The following is a 17,551-nucleotide window of genomic DNA, read 5'->3' as shown; positions in this document are numbered from 1 at the left end:
TGAGCGCCACATCGAGGTCATGGAGCCCTACCTCAAGGCTGCAACTGAACCTGGAATAGTAGCAATCGGAGTAGCCCAGGAGTTTCAATCAGTCTTTAGCGCAACCAAGAGGAAGGACTCGTCTCGGGGGTGCTCCGTCATTCACCTTCGCAAAGGCTGATCGACGAGTCACCGCTTACTACTTCTATCTCATGGATGCCGACTTCGGAGCCGGGTTCATCAAGATCTGCTCGTACTTCCCCTATCCGGGAAAGGTCTGGGTCAACGGACACGAATGGGCGAAACGTCAAGCGCTCAAAGCAGGTATCGGATTCACGGAGTTAGCCAATGGGTTCGCCTCCTGTGAGGACTCTGTAGCTCTTCAAGCTCTCTGTAACCGTCTTGGTCCAAACCAGATCGAGGAGTTCTTCCACCGTTGGATGCAGGTCATCCCAATCCCACTCGACGATAGAGACCGTTTGGCCGGTTTCTGGTGGGAGTTGTCAATGCGTCAGATCGAGGTCTCTCGCACTATCGTCTTTGATGCACCTCGTCGAGCCCGGGCCTTCTTCGAATCAACCGTGGCCGATAACATCGACATCGGCCGCCCAGATGAAGTCAAGCTAATCTTTGCTCGCCAGATCCGTAAGAACACCAACGCTGAGTTCGCAACCAGGATCGTAACACGGGGAACCGATGTCACCATCAACGCGTTCTACAAACACTCTCGTATCAAGGAATACCTCAAGGAGGGTCGTGCACTCCGTATTGAGACGGTGGTCAATAGCCCCACCGATCTTGGTGTGCAACGTCGCCTCCGCAACCTCGCCGAGTTGATCGACAAGGCTCGAGCCGCCAATCGTCGACTACTTGACATCCAACGTGCCGGTCAGGGCTGTGCCATCGAGACTGCTCTATGGGAGCGGATCTCACAGCCCTCGCTAGAGGAGGGCAGACGAACCGGAGCGATACGCTTCGGGGATAAACGCGTCATGGCCCTGGCCGGTGCGCTCTGCGTGGCGCTAAATACCGTCATCGGCTTCACCAACAAGAGCCTTCGTGCCTCGGTGTCCCAGCTGCTTGGTGGTCCCTATAGCGCCGCGCAGATGACCTATGACCTGCGTAAGCTGCGCCTCAAAGGTCTCATTACAAGGATTCCCCATACCAACAGCTATACGCTTACGCCAGAGGGAATCCGCTTTGCCATCACCTATACCAAGCTAGGCCACCGCGTTCTGCCACCCCTTCTCGCAGCCAACCAGCAACCTGCTCCTATCGGGTTACAGCGCGCACTCAACACGATAGAGAACTATGTCGGCAACTATCTCGAACATGCAAAACTCAAAGCCGCTGCTTGAAAACTTGGCTCAAAATTAAAGACTGGGATACCAGAGGAGCCCTAGCGTTGGAACACTTAAGGGGCGCCAGATCTACCAGGCTGCGTGTCGTGCCCGTGAAACGCTCAAAGAGCGCGTCCTGGAAACCTTTGAGGCCAATAGAGGCATCTACGGAGCTTGAAAGGCTCACACGTGAGCTCACAGAGCCGTGGAATCTAGGTCTCAGTGGCCACGGTGGGCCGCGTCATGGATGAGCTCGGCATCCAAGGGGCTAGCGGTAGAGCCAAGACCATCACGACGAGGCCTGATCGCCATGCTAGGAAGAGCGATGACCTGGTGAAACGGAACTTCTCCGTTGATGCGATTGACAAGCTCTGGGTCGGTGATTTGACCTACATCGGAACCAAGGAAGGCTGGCTCTACCTGGTATGCATCATGGATGCCTGTTCAAGGAGGATTCTCGGTTACAAGATGGGCGACACTATGGATACCCAACTGTTCATTGATGCCCGTAACCAGGCCAAAGCCACTCGAGGCAGAGCACTGTTGCCGATGACCATCTTCCACAGTGATCATGGCTCCCAATACACCAGTGACGACTTCAGGCAGATGTTGAGGATCTCAGGCATGGCCCAATCGATGGGAACTGTCGGGGATAGTTTTGACAACTCCATGGCTGAATCATTGTGGGCATCATTAAAGAAGGAACTCATCTACCGAACCGACTTTAGTACACGAGAGGGCCCAAGTTCCGCAATCGTTGATAGGATCTGAGTGGTACAACCGGAAGCGTAGACATTCGAGCATCGACTATTTATCGCCGACTTGCGTTCGAACAAACCGCTACGCTACAAGCTGCATAGGTAAGCGGGGGTTCAGTGTCCCATTTGGTGAGCAATGGCAACGCACCTCCTTGCATTCTACGACTGAGGGGTCTCACCGGAATCAGCGCTTAATCTTGCGAGATCCACAGTCCGTTCGATGACCGCCAAGAGTTTGGTTCGCTAACTCTCTCTCTCCTCCCAACCACCCATCTCTAGCTGGTGCGAGAGTCTTGGGAAGAGACCAGCGGCCAATGCAATTTGGGATCAGATCACGCACAACGCTAATGTCGCTGAACTCAAAAGCTAGTCCATGCCAAGGAGACGGGGCCAACGAAAGGATGAGGTCGGGTCGCCAACGAAATTTGATCGAAGGTCAGAGTGACACGTGATCCTTCGTTAGACACACTGACCCTACCGCTGCCCACCCCGCCTTGGCCGACTATTTCCCGACCTAATACCCATCGGCGACGCAGTTCCTAGCTAGCGATTGCAGAATCAGGGCTGAGCGAAAACACTGATAGATATGCACTGATAGTGCCTAATTAATAGAGTTATCCCGAATCAGTATAACGAGGAAAACGCTGCCTGAATAGACACTTCGTACCTATGCATCCGGACTTACCGTGACGACAAATCCACAGCCTCGTTAACCAAGTGAGAACACACAACCCGGTGCAACAACATCAATATGGCTAGCTCCGAAAGGCTTCGCGAGGAGGCGCCCGACACCCGGACCGGCAAGTCTGCATCGCGATACTTCATGAACATTTAATGAAACGACCGCTAAATCAACCATCAACAACGCAACGTGGTCTGATTGCACTATAGAATAAGCGATTGCTAACCAACAGTCTAGGTTAGCAGAACATTCTGGGGGAAAACATGAAGCTGTCTCATTCTAAGACCGTTGCAGTATCGATGTCGTTGGCGGCGATGTCGTTGTTGGCGGCGGCCTGTGGATCGTCATCAACATCAACATCAACATCAACATCAAAGGCACCAGCCGATATCACAATCGGCACCACATATGCCGCCACCGGTGCATATGCAACGGCTTCCATGCCTGAATTCGATGGACTCAAACTTTGGATAAAGCTCGAGAACAAAAAGGGTGGCGTCTATGTGGGCGCGTATCATAAGCGAATCCCATTGAAGTTGATTGCCTATAATGATCAGTCAAGTGCGGCCACCGCCTCGGTTCTTTACAACCAGCTAATTACCCAGAACAAAGTCAATATTTTCGTGTCCGACTTTGGATCGGTGCTGACCGCTCCCGCAGTGGCGGTCGGTCAGGCCCACAAGCAATTGGTGTTCGATCCTAGTGGTACTGGAATTCCGTTCTTTACACCCAACAACCCCTATATCGTGTTAACTAGCCTGCCAGAGTCTTCGATCTGGCCGACACCGCTTGCACAGTTCATCGGCGCGAAGAAGATCAAAAACGTTGCGATCGTTTACGATTCAAACGACTTTGATCAGTCGCAAGCGGAAACATTAAAGAGCAAACTTACAGCTGAGGGCGTGAGGGTATCGTACTACCAGGCCGTACCTACCTCTACGACGAGCTACGGGACGATCATCAACTCGATGAAGGCAACGAACCCAGGTGCGGTGCTTGAGTTTGGTTTCCAACCCAACGACACCGCTTTCCTGGGGCAGCTACAGTCCTCTGGCATCAAGTTCCCCATGACTTTCACCGTCTTCCCAGGACAGCTGTTCTCACTCTTCAAGAGTCAGCTCGGCAAGAGTGGGCTTCAGTACACCTACACGTATGCAACCAACTACTCGCACAACTACACTTCCGTTTCGGAAGGTTTAACGAGTAAGGCGCTGCTGGCGGATATCCACACCTACTATCCTTCGGCGAGTAACGCGCCTGGGCTCTTAGGATACAATGCTGGTCTTGTGGTTCAGGCTGCATTGAAGAATGCCACCTCGCTCTCACAGCTGGCTTTGCGGAACGCGTTGACAAAGGTGTCTGGCTCGCTCAACACCGTGGACGGGAACTTCAAGATCAACTCAGAGGGAGCGCAGGTTGGCGAACTCCTGCCAGTAGGGCAGATCTTGCCTACCTCCACGTCGGTAAGCTTGAAAGTGGTATATCCTGCAGCAGCGGCGGACGCCTCGGCTGTCTATCCGGCTCCGTAGCCAATTGAGTAGATAATGTTGCCTGGTGGAGGCGGTCGCGCCTCCACCAAAAAGTAGATCGGAGAGGGATGCTTTTCGAGTATTCCGTTATCGGCGGAATTCTTTTAGGGCTTTTCTACGCCTTGATGGCGATGGGGCTCAATTTGGTTTTCGGCGTCCAGAGGATTATTAATCTGGCACATGGAGACATCATTATGCTTGGGGGGTTCGCTGCATGGGAACTCTACTACAGCTTCCATGTCAATCCGATCGTCTCGGTGATCATTGTGATTCCCTTTTCGGTCGCTTTGGGGTTTCTTCTCTATTACGTATTGATTCCACGATTGAAGTCGGCAAAGGATTTTGAGACACTATCGCTGGTCCTATTCTTCGGTGTTTCACAGGTGACCGAGGCGTTGGCTGCGCTCGGTTTCGGTAATAATCAACGTACTATGCCGTCTAATTCTCTACCATCGGCTCCGATTCACTTGTTTGGTCAGAGCTATCAGTCGGATTGGTTTATCGCGGCTGGAGTGGCGATACCGATTCTATTACTCTTCTTCCTATACCTGTACCGTACCAAGCTGGGCCGTCAGACGAGAGCAGTGATGGCTGATACCGATGAAGCAGCCTCGGTTGGCATCGATGCCACTCGAGTCTCCGCCATAACGTTTGGGGTTGGACTTGCCCTGGCAGCAGTGAGTGGCGTGATGGCAATCTTTGTGTTCAGCGGCGTGCAGGCCTCTGAAGGAGTAGGTCTCACCGTAATTGCATTTGCAATAATCGTTTTTGGCAGCTTGGGGAATCCTATGGGGACAGTTCTCGCGGGTCTCTTATTTGGTGTCTTCTATCAATTGGCACAGGTGTACTTACCCTCTTGGTCTGATCTGGTGCCGTATGTCCTTGTCCTTGGTACGATGTTGATACGCCCGCAGGGGTTACTGGGCAGGAGGACTCGAGTTGTCTGACGTCGTAACGGTTCGAGGGGAAAGTAGCCCGTCTCGGAGATCATTTGGCAATACCCTAACAGCAACGTTGCGTGACCGAAAGCGGATGGTCGACCTAGCCGGGATCGTCCTCCCGTTGCTCGCCTTCTCATTAGCCGTCCAATTTTATGGCAATGAATTGTTGTTGGTCTACATGATGGTGTATTTGGTGCTCGCGCAAGGTATCAATATATCCTATGGCTTTACAGGGTATCTTCCCTTTGGGTATTTTGGTTTCTTTGGAGCCGGTGCATACGCCGGAGCTCTTACCATCCAGCACTTCCAGATTCCAGCGATTCTTGCTGTTGTGATCGGCGGTGTAGGTGGGGTGGTCGTCGCGGCGATCTTCATGCCCCTTTTCCGTCTCAAGGGCGCGTATTTTGCAATCGCGACATTAGCTGGAGCCTTAGCATTGGGTGATATCATTTCGAATCCGTCGCTGGCGTCGGTTACAAATGGTGCCCTTCCCACGAACATAGCGAGCGCCTACTCCTCTGGCCAGTTCTATGTCTCGGCAGTTGTGTTGGTGGGTATAGCGCTTGTTATTGTCTTCTACATACGACACTCCAAGTTTGGAATGTCATTGCTTGCTATTCGTGAGGACGCATATTCGGCCGCTATGGCAGGAGTGAACGTCGTCAAGCAGCGCTCTATCGCCTGGCTGATCGCGGCTGGACTTGCAGGCATGGCGGGTGCGCTCTTTGCCTGGGCAACATCTCTCTTCTATCCGACTACAGTATTTAATCCGGCGGTTTCCGTTTTTGCTATTGTCTTCGCACTCTTTGGCGGTACGGGTTCATTGTGGGGACCGACACTGGGAGCTGTCCTACTCTACGGTGTCTACTCAATCATTGGTATATCCAACCCCCAGTATTTTGAGTTGATCTACGGATTCATCATCATTCTCTTGGTATTGTTCCTTCCTCGCGGATTGGTGGGAATAGGTAAGAGCGTTTCACGTCGATTCACCACGGGGAATGCAAGATGAGCGAAAATGTCATTGAAGTCCATAACCTCGCCCAGTCTTTCGGTGGCTTGCGTGCCGTTGATGGCGTCTCCTTCTCTCTGGCCAACGGGGAGGTACTTGGGCTTGTAGGTCCGAACGGATCGGGCAAGACGACCATCATCAACACGATCTGTGGACTTTACGAGCCTACTGGTGGATCGGTGATGCTTGATGGCAAAGACGTGACGGGCCTGCGTGCAGATAAGTTGGCACGCATAGGCATCAACAGAACATTCCAGATCCCGCGGCCATTTTTAGATCTGACGGTTTTTGAGAATTTAGAGATTGCGCGCAACCATGCTTCGCGAGTCACGCTTGGCGTCGCCGAAGTAGCGGAGCTTGTAGGGCTGAGTGAGTCGATGGGAAAGCCAGCTAGCAGCTTGAATTCTACGCATAAGAAGATGCTCGATCTGGGACGCGCACTGGTGATGTCCCCTCGTGTGCTCTTTGTAGATGAACTCGCCGCTGGATTGATGCCTGCGGAGTTAGAGGGGGTCACACAGCTTTTGCGTAAAATAGCTCGCGATCGGTCGGTAGTCGTTGTCGAGCATTTATTGGGGTTTTTGGATCGGGTGGCGGATAGGGTTCTTGTGTTGAATGCGGGCAAGGAGATCTTTGCTGGCTCGCTTTCCGCTGCACTCCAGGATGATCTGGTGAAGAAGGTGTTTCTTGGTGGCAGCTCTAGCTCTTGAGGTGAAAGACATTACAATTGCGTACTCCGGCATGGCGGTAGTGCGAGAACTCTCCCTGGAAGTCGATCCAGGACAGGCTATCGTGATCCTTGGAGCCAACGGTGCAGGAAAGTCAACGCTTTTGCGCGCCATTGTAGGTCTACTACCCACTTCCGGCGGCACCGTCTCGCTCTTTGGAGACGATGTGACCAAGGCGAGCACTGCCAAAAGAGCGCGCAAGGGTCTGGCGTTCATGAGCGAACAGGGTATTTTCCCATCACTCAGTGTCAAAGAGAATCTACAGCTTGGCGCAATGACAAATCGGAACAGGTCCTTCGATGCGGGCCTTGAGACAGTGCTCGCACTGTTCCCTGAATTAGGTGGCAGGCTAAACGAGCCTGCCGGGAGCCTATCAGGAGGGCAACGCAAGATGGTTGGGATCGCAAAGTGCGTAATTGCTCAGCCATCACTGCTGATCATGGACGAGCCCTCCGCAGGGCTCTCTCCTAAGTTCGTATCCGAAGTAGTCGAGACTCTTATCACGCTTCACTCCGATGGCATGACGTTGCTGGTGGCGGAGCAAAACGTTGAGTTCCTGAAGTTCGCCCAAACGGCCGTGGTGCTAGAAGGCGGTTACGTGCGTTTCAATGGTCCTGTTGCCGAGCTCTCAAACAACAAAACTCTCCATGATGCATTCTTTGGGATCGAAAGTATACAAGAGATCTGAGAAAGTCGATACCAGCGCTACTATCGAATCCGTCCGCGACTGCTGATAGATGTGGATAGTTTATATGGCATTCAATAGGATCAAAATTCGATAGTAACGACCTATCGTAGCCATTTAGCAGGTCAGTGGTAAACTCAGAGGCCATGGAGACAATCACGACAACCATTCCAGCACCTGATCGGGCGGAGACTATCTTCGAAGCAGTTGTCGAAGTTGTCTACGGCTTTACCGAACCAATTAACATTCACCGAGAGGATCTCAGCGTCGAGGGCCGCAGCCTGCGAACCGGAGCCTCCTCCGCCCAGCTTCCCTACAAACTCAAGGTCGTACCCATCGGTGAACTAGCCTCTGAAATTCTGCTCGAGATTGACCTCGAAAACCGATCAACCCGACAGACGATGGCCAAAGATCTCCTCATCAATGTGTTTAACGAACAGACACCGCGCGAATACGCGAGACGACAAGCTGATGCGACAATGAGTAGAGATGACGATCTCCAGCCAGCTCAATCGATGTTTGACCGTTGGAGCCCACCGAAGGTCGCTGAACTCTTTCAGTACGCCTCGATCCCACTGCTCATACTCGGATGCATAGTTTTCATTATAACGATAACCATCTTTGCCTCCACAAACCCAATCGCACGCCCGTCTGCCTGGGTCATAGTACTCACTTTAGGTGGAGAGATTTTTGGAACCGTTATGGCGGCCGCCATCCTGCTCTACTTTGGTTATGCGCTCAAGATTCTGTCAAAGGGCCGCGATGCCTCCATGACTCCGACGACCTCCGAGTGATCGAGCCAGAACTAGTCGCTCTTTCGAAACTCTAGAATCGCAATGAAGGCCATGGCTGCACCCATGACGGCCACAATCGCGAGTGACAGAGCGACAGGAACTAACCACCCATTCCACGTGACTCCCGGGCTGAGGAAGTGACGAGCCGCCTGAGTCATATTGATCGAGTTGAAGACAACACTGCGCATTGGCCCAACAATATAGGTGAGCGGATCAATCCTGGTTAACACCGTCAACCAAGTCGGCAAACCGGCAAGTGGATAGAGAGCTCCAGATAAGAAGAAGAGCGGCATCACCAACATCTGAGTCACAGCCATGAACGCCTGGAACTGCTGGATACGTGCAGCCATCATGACACCAAAGGCGGTCAAGGTAAATGAGAGCAGGAGCAGCTCTCCTATGAGTGCAAGGATAAGTGTTGGACGATATGGAATCCCCGCGAGCCCGGCCAAAATCAGGATGATAACCCCTTGGAACGTCGCTACCGTGGTACCTCCAAGGCACTTGCCGAGCACAATCGAACCGCGACTAACCGGCGCTACCAACATCTCTCGCAGGAAGCCAAACTCCCGATCCCACACTATCGAACCCGCAGAGAAGAGCGCTGTAAAGAGCGCTGACATCGCAAGCACGCCAGGGTATAGGAAGGTACGAAGGTTTACCCCTGGCGGCATCCCATGTTTGGCCAAGGTTGACAGACCAGTTCCAAGGACGAAGAGGAACAGAATCGGTTGAATGAGTGAGGTCACCATTCGAAGCTTGTCTCTCCAAAATCTAATTAACTCTCGACGCCAGACGATGCTGATCGCCCGAAGGTCCTGACCCAGTCCACCGGAGGGTACCGCCACTCGAATTGCAGCAGCCTCATCAGGCGCACCAAGAGGGGTTGATGTTGATGTAGCCATACTTGTTACCTCCCTCGAAAGCGCTGTCGCAGTGCGCGCATCGCATCGCTCCCAGTTGCTTCGGTATCCCTAATCGTTCTACCGGTGTAGGACATGAAGACATCGTCGAGTGAGGGGCGTGCCACGCTAACCGATCGGATTGGAACACCTAACTCAGCAAAAAGTCGAGGAACAAACTCCTCGCCAGAAGAGACTGAGAAGGTGACCAAACCGTCGTGCATCCCTGCATCGAGGCCAAACTGCGCATCCAGAGCGGCTATAGCTGCGTCATCGTCAGCGGTAGAGATCTGAACGCGATCCTTACCCACGCTCGCCTTCAGAGCCTCCGGTGTGTCGATTGCCTGGATCTGACCATGATCAATTATGGCGATCCGATCACAGTTCTCCGCCTCGTCCATGTAGTGAGTCGTCAGAAAGATCGTGATATCTTCGCGCTGCTTGAGATCGATAATGTACTCCCAGATTGAGGCGCGTGTCTGTGGATCTAGACCAACGGTAGGTTCATCGAGAAATAGCACCTTCGGTGCGTGGAGAAGACCGCGGGCGATCTCCAACCTGCGCTGCATACCTCCAGAGAAGGTGCTCACCAGGCTTGTGCGGCGTTCCCAAAGACCGACCATCTCAAGCACTTGGCGCATACGAGAGTCGACAAACTGCTTTGGAACTGCATAAAGTTCAGCATGAAAACGAAGGTTCTGTTCAGCCGTCAAATATGAATCAAGAGTAGGGTCTTGAAACACCAACCCAATGTTGCGGCGTACCGACTCTCGCGCACCAACCACGTCATAACCAGCCACCTCGGCACTGCCGGCGGTGGGTTGAGCAAGGGTGCAGAGAATCTTGATCGTGGTCGACTTGCCTGCCCCGTTCGGACCAAGAAAGCCAAAGATCTCTCCTCCTGCCACCTGAAAATCTATCCCTCGAACCGCCTCGAGCGAACCGTAGCGCTTGACGAGCCCTTGCACCAACACTGCTGTGGGCCGCTCCCGCATTGAGGATCCTACGTTAACGGCGGTCGATCCAACCTCAGATGACGCCATCGTCACCCTCCTTATCGCTATTTGTATGCATCGCCATCACCGATCCACCAACAAAATCACTCTGAATCTCAAGCGCAAATACTCAGCCAACGCCGGCCGTGGACTAACAGCACAGAGCACTCCCGACACCTCTACTGTAGCCATCGAAGCCATCGGTACACAAGCTCATCACCAGGCCACCAGTTGGCAATCGACCGACCCGAGGGAGCCAGCATATATCTAACAGGGGTACTCCCAAGTTGACACCGATGGTACTCAACAATCCTCATCCACCCACTCGTGAGGCTCAGCATGTGGGAGTCGTGCAGCCTTCAACTTATCCAACAAAGCACTTGGAGGTTTAATTAATCAGCTAGCGACTATATGGCCTCACCCACTACATGGCGAGCTGCAGTCGAATCGAGCTGGCGAATCGCTAGTTGAGCAAGACGGCGAGCCCGAGTCATCGAGACAGCATCCAGGACTTCACGAACCTGGGCCAACGCCACTGGCGTCATCGACAGGCTGGTGATCCCCAGTCCCACGAGGACGATGGCGAGCAGAGGATCGCTCGCCGCCTCACCGCACACCGAAACGGCAACCTTAGCTCGCGCACCCTCTCGTGCTAGGGCTCCAATCAGCCTCAAGGCGACCGGACTCCAGGGGTCAAGCAACTCGCCGAGCATCGAGGCGTTGCGGTCTACCCCCATCAAATACTGCATCAGGTCATTGGTGCCGATTGATGCGAAATCGACCAGAGGAGCGACTCGGCGGAAGTCGAGAGCAAGCGCTGGCACCTCGATCATGATCCCTAAAGAACCAAGACCCGCCGATCGGGCCATCTCTACGAACGAGTTCACCTCACCGATTGAGCTAATCATCGGCGCCATAACCCTAAGATCCACTCCACCCACCAATGCACGAGTACGTGCGAGAGCCTCGAGCTGTCGTTCAAGAAGACCCGGCACCTGGTTCACCAAACGAATTCCTCGCACCCCCAGCGCAGGATTGTCCTCACGCGACAGGTTGACAAATGGCAACGGCTTGTCAGACCCGACATCAAGTGTCCGCACGGTAACCGGTTGTCCTGTCTCACAAAAGGGCTCTATCAAGGAGCGATAGGTCGATACCTGCTCATCAACACTCGGCTCTAGCTCCCTACCCTCGAATAGAAACTCCGTACGCACCAGCCCGATTCCCTCCGCTCCTTGGGATCGCGCCTCTTGGGCATCGGCCAGCGAGCCTACATTGGCGAGCAACTGTACCGCCTTCGTCGCCAGCACGGATCTCGGACTCCGATGACCAACTGTGGGTCGATGAGCAGACGTAGGCACCCGTCCGTTGGCTCCAATCCTTACCAAGCCTCGCAAAGGATCAAGGAGTACTACGGCACCGTCGGGTATCTCGTAGGCCCTGGGACATCCAACGACCGCCGGGATGTCGAGTGATCGCAGTATCAGCGCCGCATGACCCGATGGCCCACCTGTCGCTACGATAACCCCTATTATCGATGAGGGCTCAAGCGTCGAGGCCTGCGCCGCAGTTAACTGATCAAACAGCAATATCGAGTTGACGTTGGGCTCGTCAATGGCTTGCGAATCTGCGCTACCAAACAGATGATCAGCTACCCGAGCGCCAATCTCACCAATATCGTCCGCTCGCTCCCCGATATAGCCTCCAACCGATCGCAGCTCGGCCGCAACCTTCTCGAAAGCAGCTCGCAAGTTTCTTCGCTGAAGCTGGCACTTGGCATCCACCATCGGATCTGGCTCAACGTTCGCAAGCAAGCGGTCCACGAGAGTCGGATCCTGCGCCATCATGGCTTGCGCCTCCAAAATGTCCGCTACCTCAGACGGCGCATTCTGGCCGAGAGTTTCAAGTTCGATCCCAACCACTTCAAGCATCTCACTTAGGCGCGAACGGAGTGCGTCGCGACCTTCGAACTCAATCGAGTCGGAATCCCCAAAGGCAGAGTCCACTTGTGCTGAGTCGTTGCCTTCGCTGGCCTCCCCAGAGTTTCGACCCTCGATCAACGGCGGTTGCTTTCCGATTCGGACGATGCGACCGGAGACCGATCGAGTGCCGACTCCAAAGCCACGGAGCTCCTCTGTACTCGAGTCCTGGCCAGACCCGGACGATGAACCCCCCAGGTCAGACACCAAGCTTGCGGACCTCCCAGGCGTGTTGTCCCGCCTCAATCGCCTCGTCTAGAGATCCACCCATAGACAACGTCATTGCACAGGCGATCGCCCCTTCGACCATCGGGCAGTCGATCATCCGCACTCGCCCACCGAGTCCTTCGAGTTCGATAGCCGCACCCGTCGCCAAAAACGACGAACCAACATCGCCAATCATTCCGATCTCGTCTGCGTTGCTGAGTTCGGCCATGGCCTCAAGTACCATCGACGCATTGACGCCAAACCCACCCGAATCTTGTTCGTCTCCACCACCAACAGCAACCATCGCTAGATCATCCCCGGCCAAGGCGTGTACTAGCTCTATGACCCCAAGCGCGAGAAGCTTTGAGTGAGACACGATAATGAGAGCTGTGTTCATGATACTTGGTCTCGGACAGTATCAGCGAGTGCCTGGAACCAGAGGGCAGCCGAGACTGAGCCAGGGTCGATGTGGCCGATGCTACGCTCGCCGAGGTAGGCTGCCCGCCCTCGCCTGGCCACTAAATCACGAGTCGCATCCGACCAACCCTTAGCATGCTCTGCAAGTGCAACGACGATCTCCTCACTGCCCTCCTGGACGTCGACGCTATCGCGCAGCTCCGTCATGGCAGGAAGAAAGACGTCCATCATGGTCTTGTCCCCGACCACCGCCTGACCTCGTTTCGAAAGTGCCTCTACAAAGGCGTCAAGGGCGTCGATGAAGCCAGACCACTCCACAACAGCTGCGTCAGGGAGGACTGTGGAGAACTTGAGCATTCCAGAACCCCATAGCGCACCTGAGGCACCACCAACTGTGCTCATTAGTGTCATCCCAACCAGCTTCGCGTCTGCGTGCAGACTGGCTTCTGAGTTAGCATTGAACGCCTCAACCACCTTACCGAGGCCTCGGTCCATGTTCGAGCCATGGTCTGCATCGCCAATCGCAGCGTCAAGGTCATTAAGGACCTCCCTGTTCTCATGAATCAACTCAGCAAAACGGCGCCAGAGCTGACGAAATGCCACCTGATCCATAGAAGCCATGCTAATGCTTCACAACTTTAAGTGCCGGGGTATCACATGCGGCATTCAGCAGAGTCGACCTCTGCTGATCTAGACGCAACAGCGTCAATGAGGCTCCCGCCATCTCGAGGGAGGTCATAAACTCCCCCATCAACACCTTCTCTAAGGAAAGCTTCGAACTCTTGGTCAGATTCGCAAGATGCCCGGACATGATGGCCAGCTCAATAGCAGGAGTTGCCCCCATGGAGTTGACCATTGCTGCAATCCGCTCGCCATCACCAAGCGAGAGTTCCGCAACCAGACGGTGATAGAGCGATGCCGTGAGCTCGGATGCACTCATCATTGGCACTCGTTCGATCCCGGGTTCGCCATGAATTCCAATACCCATCTCCATCTCGTTTGCGCCAAGTTCGAAGGTTGGTTTTCCATTGGCGGGAACCGTGCACGAAGTCAAGGCGCACCCCATCGAGGCAAGATTGGCGACAACCGTGTCAGCTATCACCTTTACAGACGAGAGATCTGCTCCCTCCTCAGCAGCTGCACCCGCAATCTTATGCACAAAGACGGTCCCGGCTATCCCGCGACGCCCAGTCGTGTAGAGCGAATCCTGAACTGCTACATCATCATTTACCAAAACCACTTCAGTAGCGATGCCATCGGCGTCGGCGAGCTCTCTAGCGATGTCAAAGTTCATCACATCACCGGTATAGTTCTTGACCACAAGCAAAACACCAGCACCACGATCGGCTGCTTTGATACCCGCATACACCTGATCGGGGGTAGGAGAGGTAAATACCTCTCCCGCCACCGCCGCATCGAGCATCCCATAACCGACATAGCCTCCATGGGCAGGTTCGTGTCCCGATCCTCCACCAGACACAAGGCCGACCTTACCAGTCTCTTTAGGCTTAGACCGAGCGAGCACCAACGTCCCCTCTACTCGCTGTAGATACTCCGGGTAAGCCACCACCATGCCATCAAGCGCCTGATCGACTATCGTCTCAACCGCGTCAATGATCTTCTTCATCGCAAACACCTCACTACTAAGACTAGATTTCGATGATCAACTACTGCTCGATCCAACTCTTCGAACGTCCGACTGCACGATTCCAACCCGCCACCAGCTCATCGCGATGCGACGCGGTCATCGAAGGATAAAACAGAGCATCACGTTGCCATACCTGTGTCAAAGGTTCGAACCCCTCCCACACTCCAACGGCGAGTCCTGACAAGAAGGCCGCACCCATGGCGGTGGTCTCAGTGACCTTCGGACGCTCAACACGAACACCAAGGATATCGGCCTGGAACTGTGCAAGAAAGCTGTTGTTAATCGCTCCTCCATCAACACGCAAGACGTCAACCGCCTGTTGACTATCGCTTCGCATCGCCTCAAGCACATCACGAGATTGATAGGCAATCGACTCTAGAGCTGCCCTCGCGATGTGGGCTCGATTCGATCCTCTAGTCAATCCGACGATGGTCCCGCGTGCGTAGCTATCCCACCACGGGGCACCCAAACCCACAAAAGCTGGAACAAGGTACACACCACCAGTGTCTGAGACCGAGAGTGCCAGTGACTCTGTCTCCTCCGCCGTCTTGATCAGTTGGAGTTCGTCGCGGAGCCACTGAACGACCGCTCCGGTGATAAAGATCGAACCCTCAAGCGCGTATGTAACCTTATGGTCTATCCCCCAAGCAAGCGTGGTTACCAATCCGCGCTCCGAGGCAACCGGTTCGCTACCGGTATTCATCAAGAGAAAGGAGCCGGTACCATAGGTGTTCTTAGCCGATCCAGGTGTGTAGCAACCCTGCCCGAAGAGGGCAGCCTGCTGATCGCCAGCGATGCCCGCAATGGGGATCGATCGACCAAGCCAACTCTCATCTACCTCGCCAAGAACGCCGGAGGAGTCAACCACGGTTGGACACATAGATCGGGGAATATTTAACATCTTTAGAAGCTCATCATCCCAATTGAGATCCCGAATGTTGTAGATCATGGTACGAGAGGCATTCGAATAGTCGGTCACATGTAGCTTTTGATGCGTCAGCTTGTTGATCAGCCAGGAATCGATGGTTCCAAAGATGAGATCGCCCTTTTCGGCTAGATCTCGAGCACCTGGGACATTATCGAGAATCCATGCCACCTTGGTGCCTGAGAAGTAGGCATCAATCACGAGTCCAGTCTTGGTGCGCACAGTATCTGTGTGGCCCGCCTCTCGCAACCGGTCGCACATGCCTGCCGTTCGACGGCACTGCCAAACGATGGCGTTGTAGACCGCCTGACCGGTACGACGATTCCACACCACCGTCGTCTCCCGCTGATTGGTAATCCCAACTGCGGCGATGTCGTCCACACTCACGCCAGAAGACTTTATGCAGCTCTGAATCGCCTGCCACTGCGATTGCCAGATCTCCTCTGGGTCATGCTCAACCCATCCAGGCTGCGGATAGATCTGACGAAACTCCTGCTGCCCAGTCGCAACCGGCAAACCTGCATCGTTAAACAGAATTGCCCTTGATGATGTCGTGCCCTGATCTAGGGCAAGTATGTACTTAGTCACTGGAGACCATCCCTTCTACTATTTCATTTCCTGCATCAGATGTTCCTTCTAATTCGGTAGCATGCTTAGCTCTATAATCGAGAGTCATTTCAATAAACACCTTATAAATACCGACAGCAATCGCCGCGCCAACCAGTGGTCCCAGAATTGGAATCCACCAATAACCACCTTGCCCTGGTCCGGGGAAGGCGTTCTTTCCCCAACCAAAAAGCCAGGTCATCAACCTCGGGCCAAAATCACGCGCTGGATTGATCGCGTACCCTGAACCGGTGCCAAACGAAAGCCCAATCGCCAGCACTGCCAGTCCCACAATGAAAGGACCCAGATTGGATATTGGCGCCATGTTCTTTGCATCATTAATGGCAAGAATGAAGAGAATGAGGAACGCGGTAGCAATAACCTGGTCAAGTAGTGGACCGACCCAACTACCATGAAAATACGACGCCGAAAAGGTGGCAAAGATCGAGAAGGTGGTCAAACCACCACTCGACCCACGCGAGACGACATGATGGACTAGGTTGTACTGGTCAATCGCCTTGTAGTAGTCGGCATAGACGATCAACGCACCGCTAAACGCACCAAGCACCTGAGCTATCCAATAAGGAACCACCCTCTTCCATGGTAGGTTGCCCTTGATAGCTTGAGCGAATGTAACCGCCGGATTGAGGTGCGCTCCTGAGATGCCACCAGCTACATACACCCCCATGACCACGGCAATTGCCCAACCCCAGCCAATCAACATCCAACCGCCGGCGCCTTGAAAAATAACGATGGTCCGACCAGACATAGTCAAGCCGACAACGGCCACTGCCACCGATCCGGTCCCGAACGCCAGCAGAACCAGGGTGCCTAAATACGGCTCTATTGACATTCATGTGGATAGATTTGGCCTGGATCTGATCCATAGCCCCAGTTCAGTGGGGGTATTTGAGGCTGAAGTAGCCACATAAGAAACGCGCACGGTTTCTGAGCTCTAAATTTGGTGTTAGCAACCCATCAAAAAAGGAGTTCAGAACCGTGCGCGCTACCTCTCTAGTTAAGCAGATGCTGGGCCTTCGCAGTGTCACCGTCATCGAGGTTTTAGTTCGTCCACACGAACTGCTGGTAAAGCTCAGGCTTACCCGATCGCGGTTGGTATGCCCTAAGTGCTCCTATACGACCCGGTCCTGTTATGACACGAGAACGCTCGACTCCCGATGGAGACACCTCGACATCGGGATTCACCAGACGTGGCTCTCGTGCCAGCTGAGACGACTCCGGTGTCCAACCCACGGGGTGATCACTGAGGGAGTACCATTTGCCCGACCAGTTGGGGAGTCGCGGTTTACGAGGGACTTCGAGCACTTGGTAGCTTGGGCATGCGCCAAGATGGATAAGACCACGGTGACAAAACTGCTCAGAGTCGCCTGGCGTACGGTAGGAACGATCTGTGAACGAGTCGT

At 54.0% G+C, this 17,551-nt stretch carries 18 protein-coding genes; 9 read left to right on the top strand and 9 right to left on the bottom strand.

Annotated elements, in window-relative coordinates; translation table 11 throughout:
- The first annotated feature begins 191 nt into the window (after positions 1–191).
- Both FEAC_RS13645 and FEAC_RS13640 read left to right on the top strand, forming a co-directional pair.
- Positions 192–1,337: a hypothetical protein gene (locus tag FEAC_RS13645; protein WP_052566539.1), complete on the top strand. Its 1,146-nt coding sequence runs from the start codon at positions 192–194 to the stop codon at positions 1,335–1,337.
- A 204-nt stretch (positions 1,338–1,541) separates the two neighbouring features.
- Entirely contained in the window at positions 1,542–2,090 is a 549-nt protein-coding gene (locus FEAC_RS13640; RefSeq protein WP_156099325.1) for an IS3 family transposase, read from the top strand.
- Between the two features lie 943 nt (positions 2,091–3,033).
- Here the strand turns inward: FEAC_RS13640 and FEAC_RS16020 are convergent.
- Positions 3,034–3,201, bottom strand: a complete 168-nt coding sequence (locus tag FEAC_RS16020) for a hypothetical protein (protein WP_236684670.1) — start codon at positions 3,199–3,201, stop codon at positions 3,034–3,036.
- Here FEAC_RS16020 and FEAC_RS13635 point away from each other — a divergent pair.
- The 6 genes from FEAC_RS13635 to FEAC_RS13610 all read left to right on the top strand — a co-directional run bounded on the left by FEAC_RS13635 (position 3,200) and on the right by FEAC_RS13610 (position 8,448).
- Complete coding sequence (locus FEAC_RS13635; protein WP_236684669.1) at positions 3,200–4,288, top strand: ABC transporter substrate-binding protein; 1,089 nt, start codon at positions 3,200–3,202, stop codon at positions 4,286–4,288. The two genes, FEAC_RS16020 and FEAC_RS13635, sit on opposite strands and share 2 nt — an antisense overlap.
- Before the next feature lie 68 nt (positions 4,289–4,356).
- Positions 4,357–5,235, top strand: coding sequence for a branched-chain amino acid ABC transporter permease (locus FEAC_RS13630; RefSeq protein WP_035391631.1), 879 nt, complete (start codon positions 4,357–4,359; stop codon positions 5,233–5,235).
- Between the two features lie 67 nt (positions 5,236–5,302).
- On the top strand, positions 5,303–6,241 hold the full coding sequence (locus tag FEAC_RS13625) for a branched-chain amino acid ABC transporter permease (RefSeq protein ID WP_236684668.1): 939 nt from the start codon (positions 5,303–5,305) through the stop codon (positions 6,239–6,241).
- Entirely contained in the window at positions 6,238–6,951 is a 714-nt protein-coding gene (locus FEAC_RS13620) for an ABC transporter ATP-binding protein (RefSeq protein ID WP_035391627.1), read from the top strand. Before FEAC_RS13625 ends, FEAC_RS13620 begins: the two co-directional genes overlap by 4 nt.
- Complete coding sequence (locus FEAC_RS13615; protein ID WP_035391626.1) at positions 6,932–7,657, top strand: ABC transporter ATP-binding protein; 726 nt, start codon at positions 6,932–6,934, stop codon at positions 7,655–7,657. Before FEAC_RS13620 ends, FEAC_RS13615 begins: the two co-directional genes overlap by 20 nt.
- Before the next feature lie 125 nt (positions 7,658–7,782).
- A complete protein-coding gene (locus FEAC_RS13610) occupies positions 7,783–8,448 on the top strand; it encodes a hypothetical protein (protein WP_035391624.1) in 666 nt (221 codons plus the stop codon).
- Between the two features lie 11 nt (positions 8,449–8,459).
- Here the strand turns inward: FEAC_RS13610 and FEAC_RS13605 are convergent, their stop codons facing one another.
- The 8 genes from FEAC_RS13605 to FEAC_RS13565 all read right to left on the bottom strand — a co-directional run bounded on the left by FEAC_RS13605 (position 8,460) and on the right by FEAC_RS13565 (position 16,980).
- Complete coding sequence (locus tag FEAC_RS13605; protein WP_052566534.1) at positions 8,460–9,353, bottom strand: ABC transporter permease; 894 nt, start codon at positions 9,351–9,353, stop codon at positions 8,460–8,462.
- A 5-nt stretch (positions 9,354–9,358) separates the two neighbouring features.
- Entirely contained in the window at positions 9,359–10,345 is a 987-nt protein-coding gene (locus FEAC_RS13600) for a daunorubicin resistance protein DrrA family ABC transporter ATP-binding protein (protein ID WP_035391622.1), read from the bottom strand.
- A gap of 407 nt (positions 10,346–10,752) precedes the next feature.
- On the bottom strand, positions 10,753–12,531 hold the full coding sequence (locus tag FEAC_RS13590) for a putative PEP-binding protein (protein WP_052566532.1): 1,779 nt from the start codon (positions 12,529–12,531) through the stop codon (positions 10,753–10,755).
- Positions 12,524–12,928, bottom strand: coding sequence for a PTS-dependent dihydroxyacetone kinase phosphotransferase subunit DhaM (locus FEAC_RS13585; RefSeq protein WP_035391616.1), 405 nt, complete (start codon positions 12,926–12,928; stop codon positions 12,524–12,526). Before FEAC_RS13585 ends, FEAC_RS13590 begins: the two co-directional genes overlap by 8 nt.
- Positions 12,925–13,560 (bottom strand): dihydroxyacetone kinase subunit DhaL, encoded by a 636-nt coding sequence (gene dhaL, locus FEAC_RS13580; protein ID WP_035391635.1) that lies wholly within the window; start codon positions 13,558–13,560, stop codon positions 12,925–12,927. The genes FEAC_RS13585 and dhaL overlap by 4 nt, the downstream gene beginning before the upstream one ends.
- Before the next feature lie 10 nt (positions 13,561–13,570).
- Positions 13,571–14,575, bottom strand: coding sequence for a dihydroxyacetone kinase subunit DhaK (gene dhaK, locus FEAC_RS13575; RefSeq protein ID WP_035391614.1), 1,005 nt, complete (start codon positions 14,573–14,575; stop codon positions 13,571–13,573).
- A 40-nt stretch (positions 14,576–14,615) separates the two neighbouring features.
- Positions 14,616–16,109, bottom strand: coding sequence for a glycerol kinase GlpK (gene glpK / locus FEAC_RS13570; protein ID WP_035391612.1), 1,494 nt, complete (start codon positions 16,107–16,109; stop codon positions 14,616–14,618).
- Positions 16,102–16,980, bottom strand: coding sequence for an MIP/aquaporin family protein (locus tag FEAC_RS13565; protein WP_052566528.1), 879 nt, complete (start codon positions 16,978–16,980; stop codon positions 16,102–16,104). Before FEAC_RS13565 ends, glpK begins: the two co-directional genes overlap by 8 nt.
- A 146-nt stretch (positions 16,981–17,126) precedes the next feature.
- Here FEAC_RS13565 and FEAC_RS13560 point away from each other — a divergent pair.
- On the top strand, positions 17,127–17,551 hold a 425-nt coding region (locus tag FEAC_RS13560), incomplete at its 3' end, for a helix-turn-helix domain-containing protein (RefSeq protein WP_160290420.1).

The organism is Ferrimicrobium acidiphilum DSM 19497, from assembly GCF_000949255.1.
Taxonomy (GTDB): domain Bacteria; phylum Actinomycetota; class Acidimicrobiia; order Acidimicrobiales; family Acidimicrobiaceae; genus Ferrimicrobium; species Ferrimicrobium acidiphilum.
This window is presented reverse-complemented; position numbering and strand designations above follow the sequence as displayed.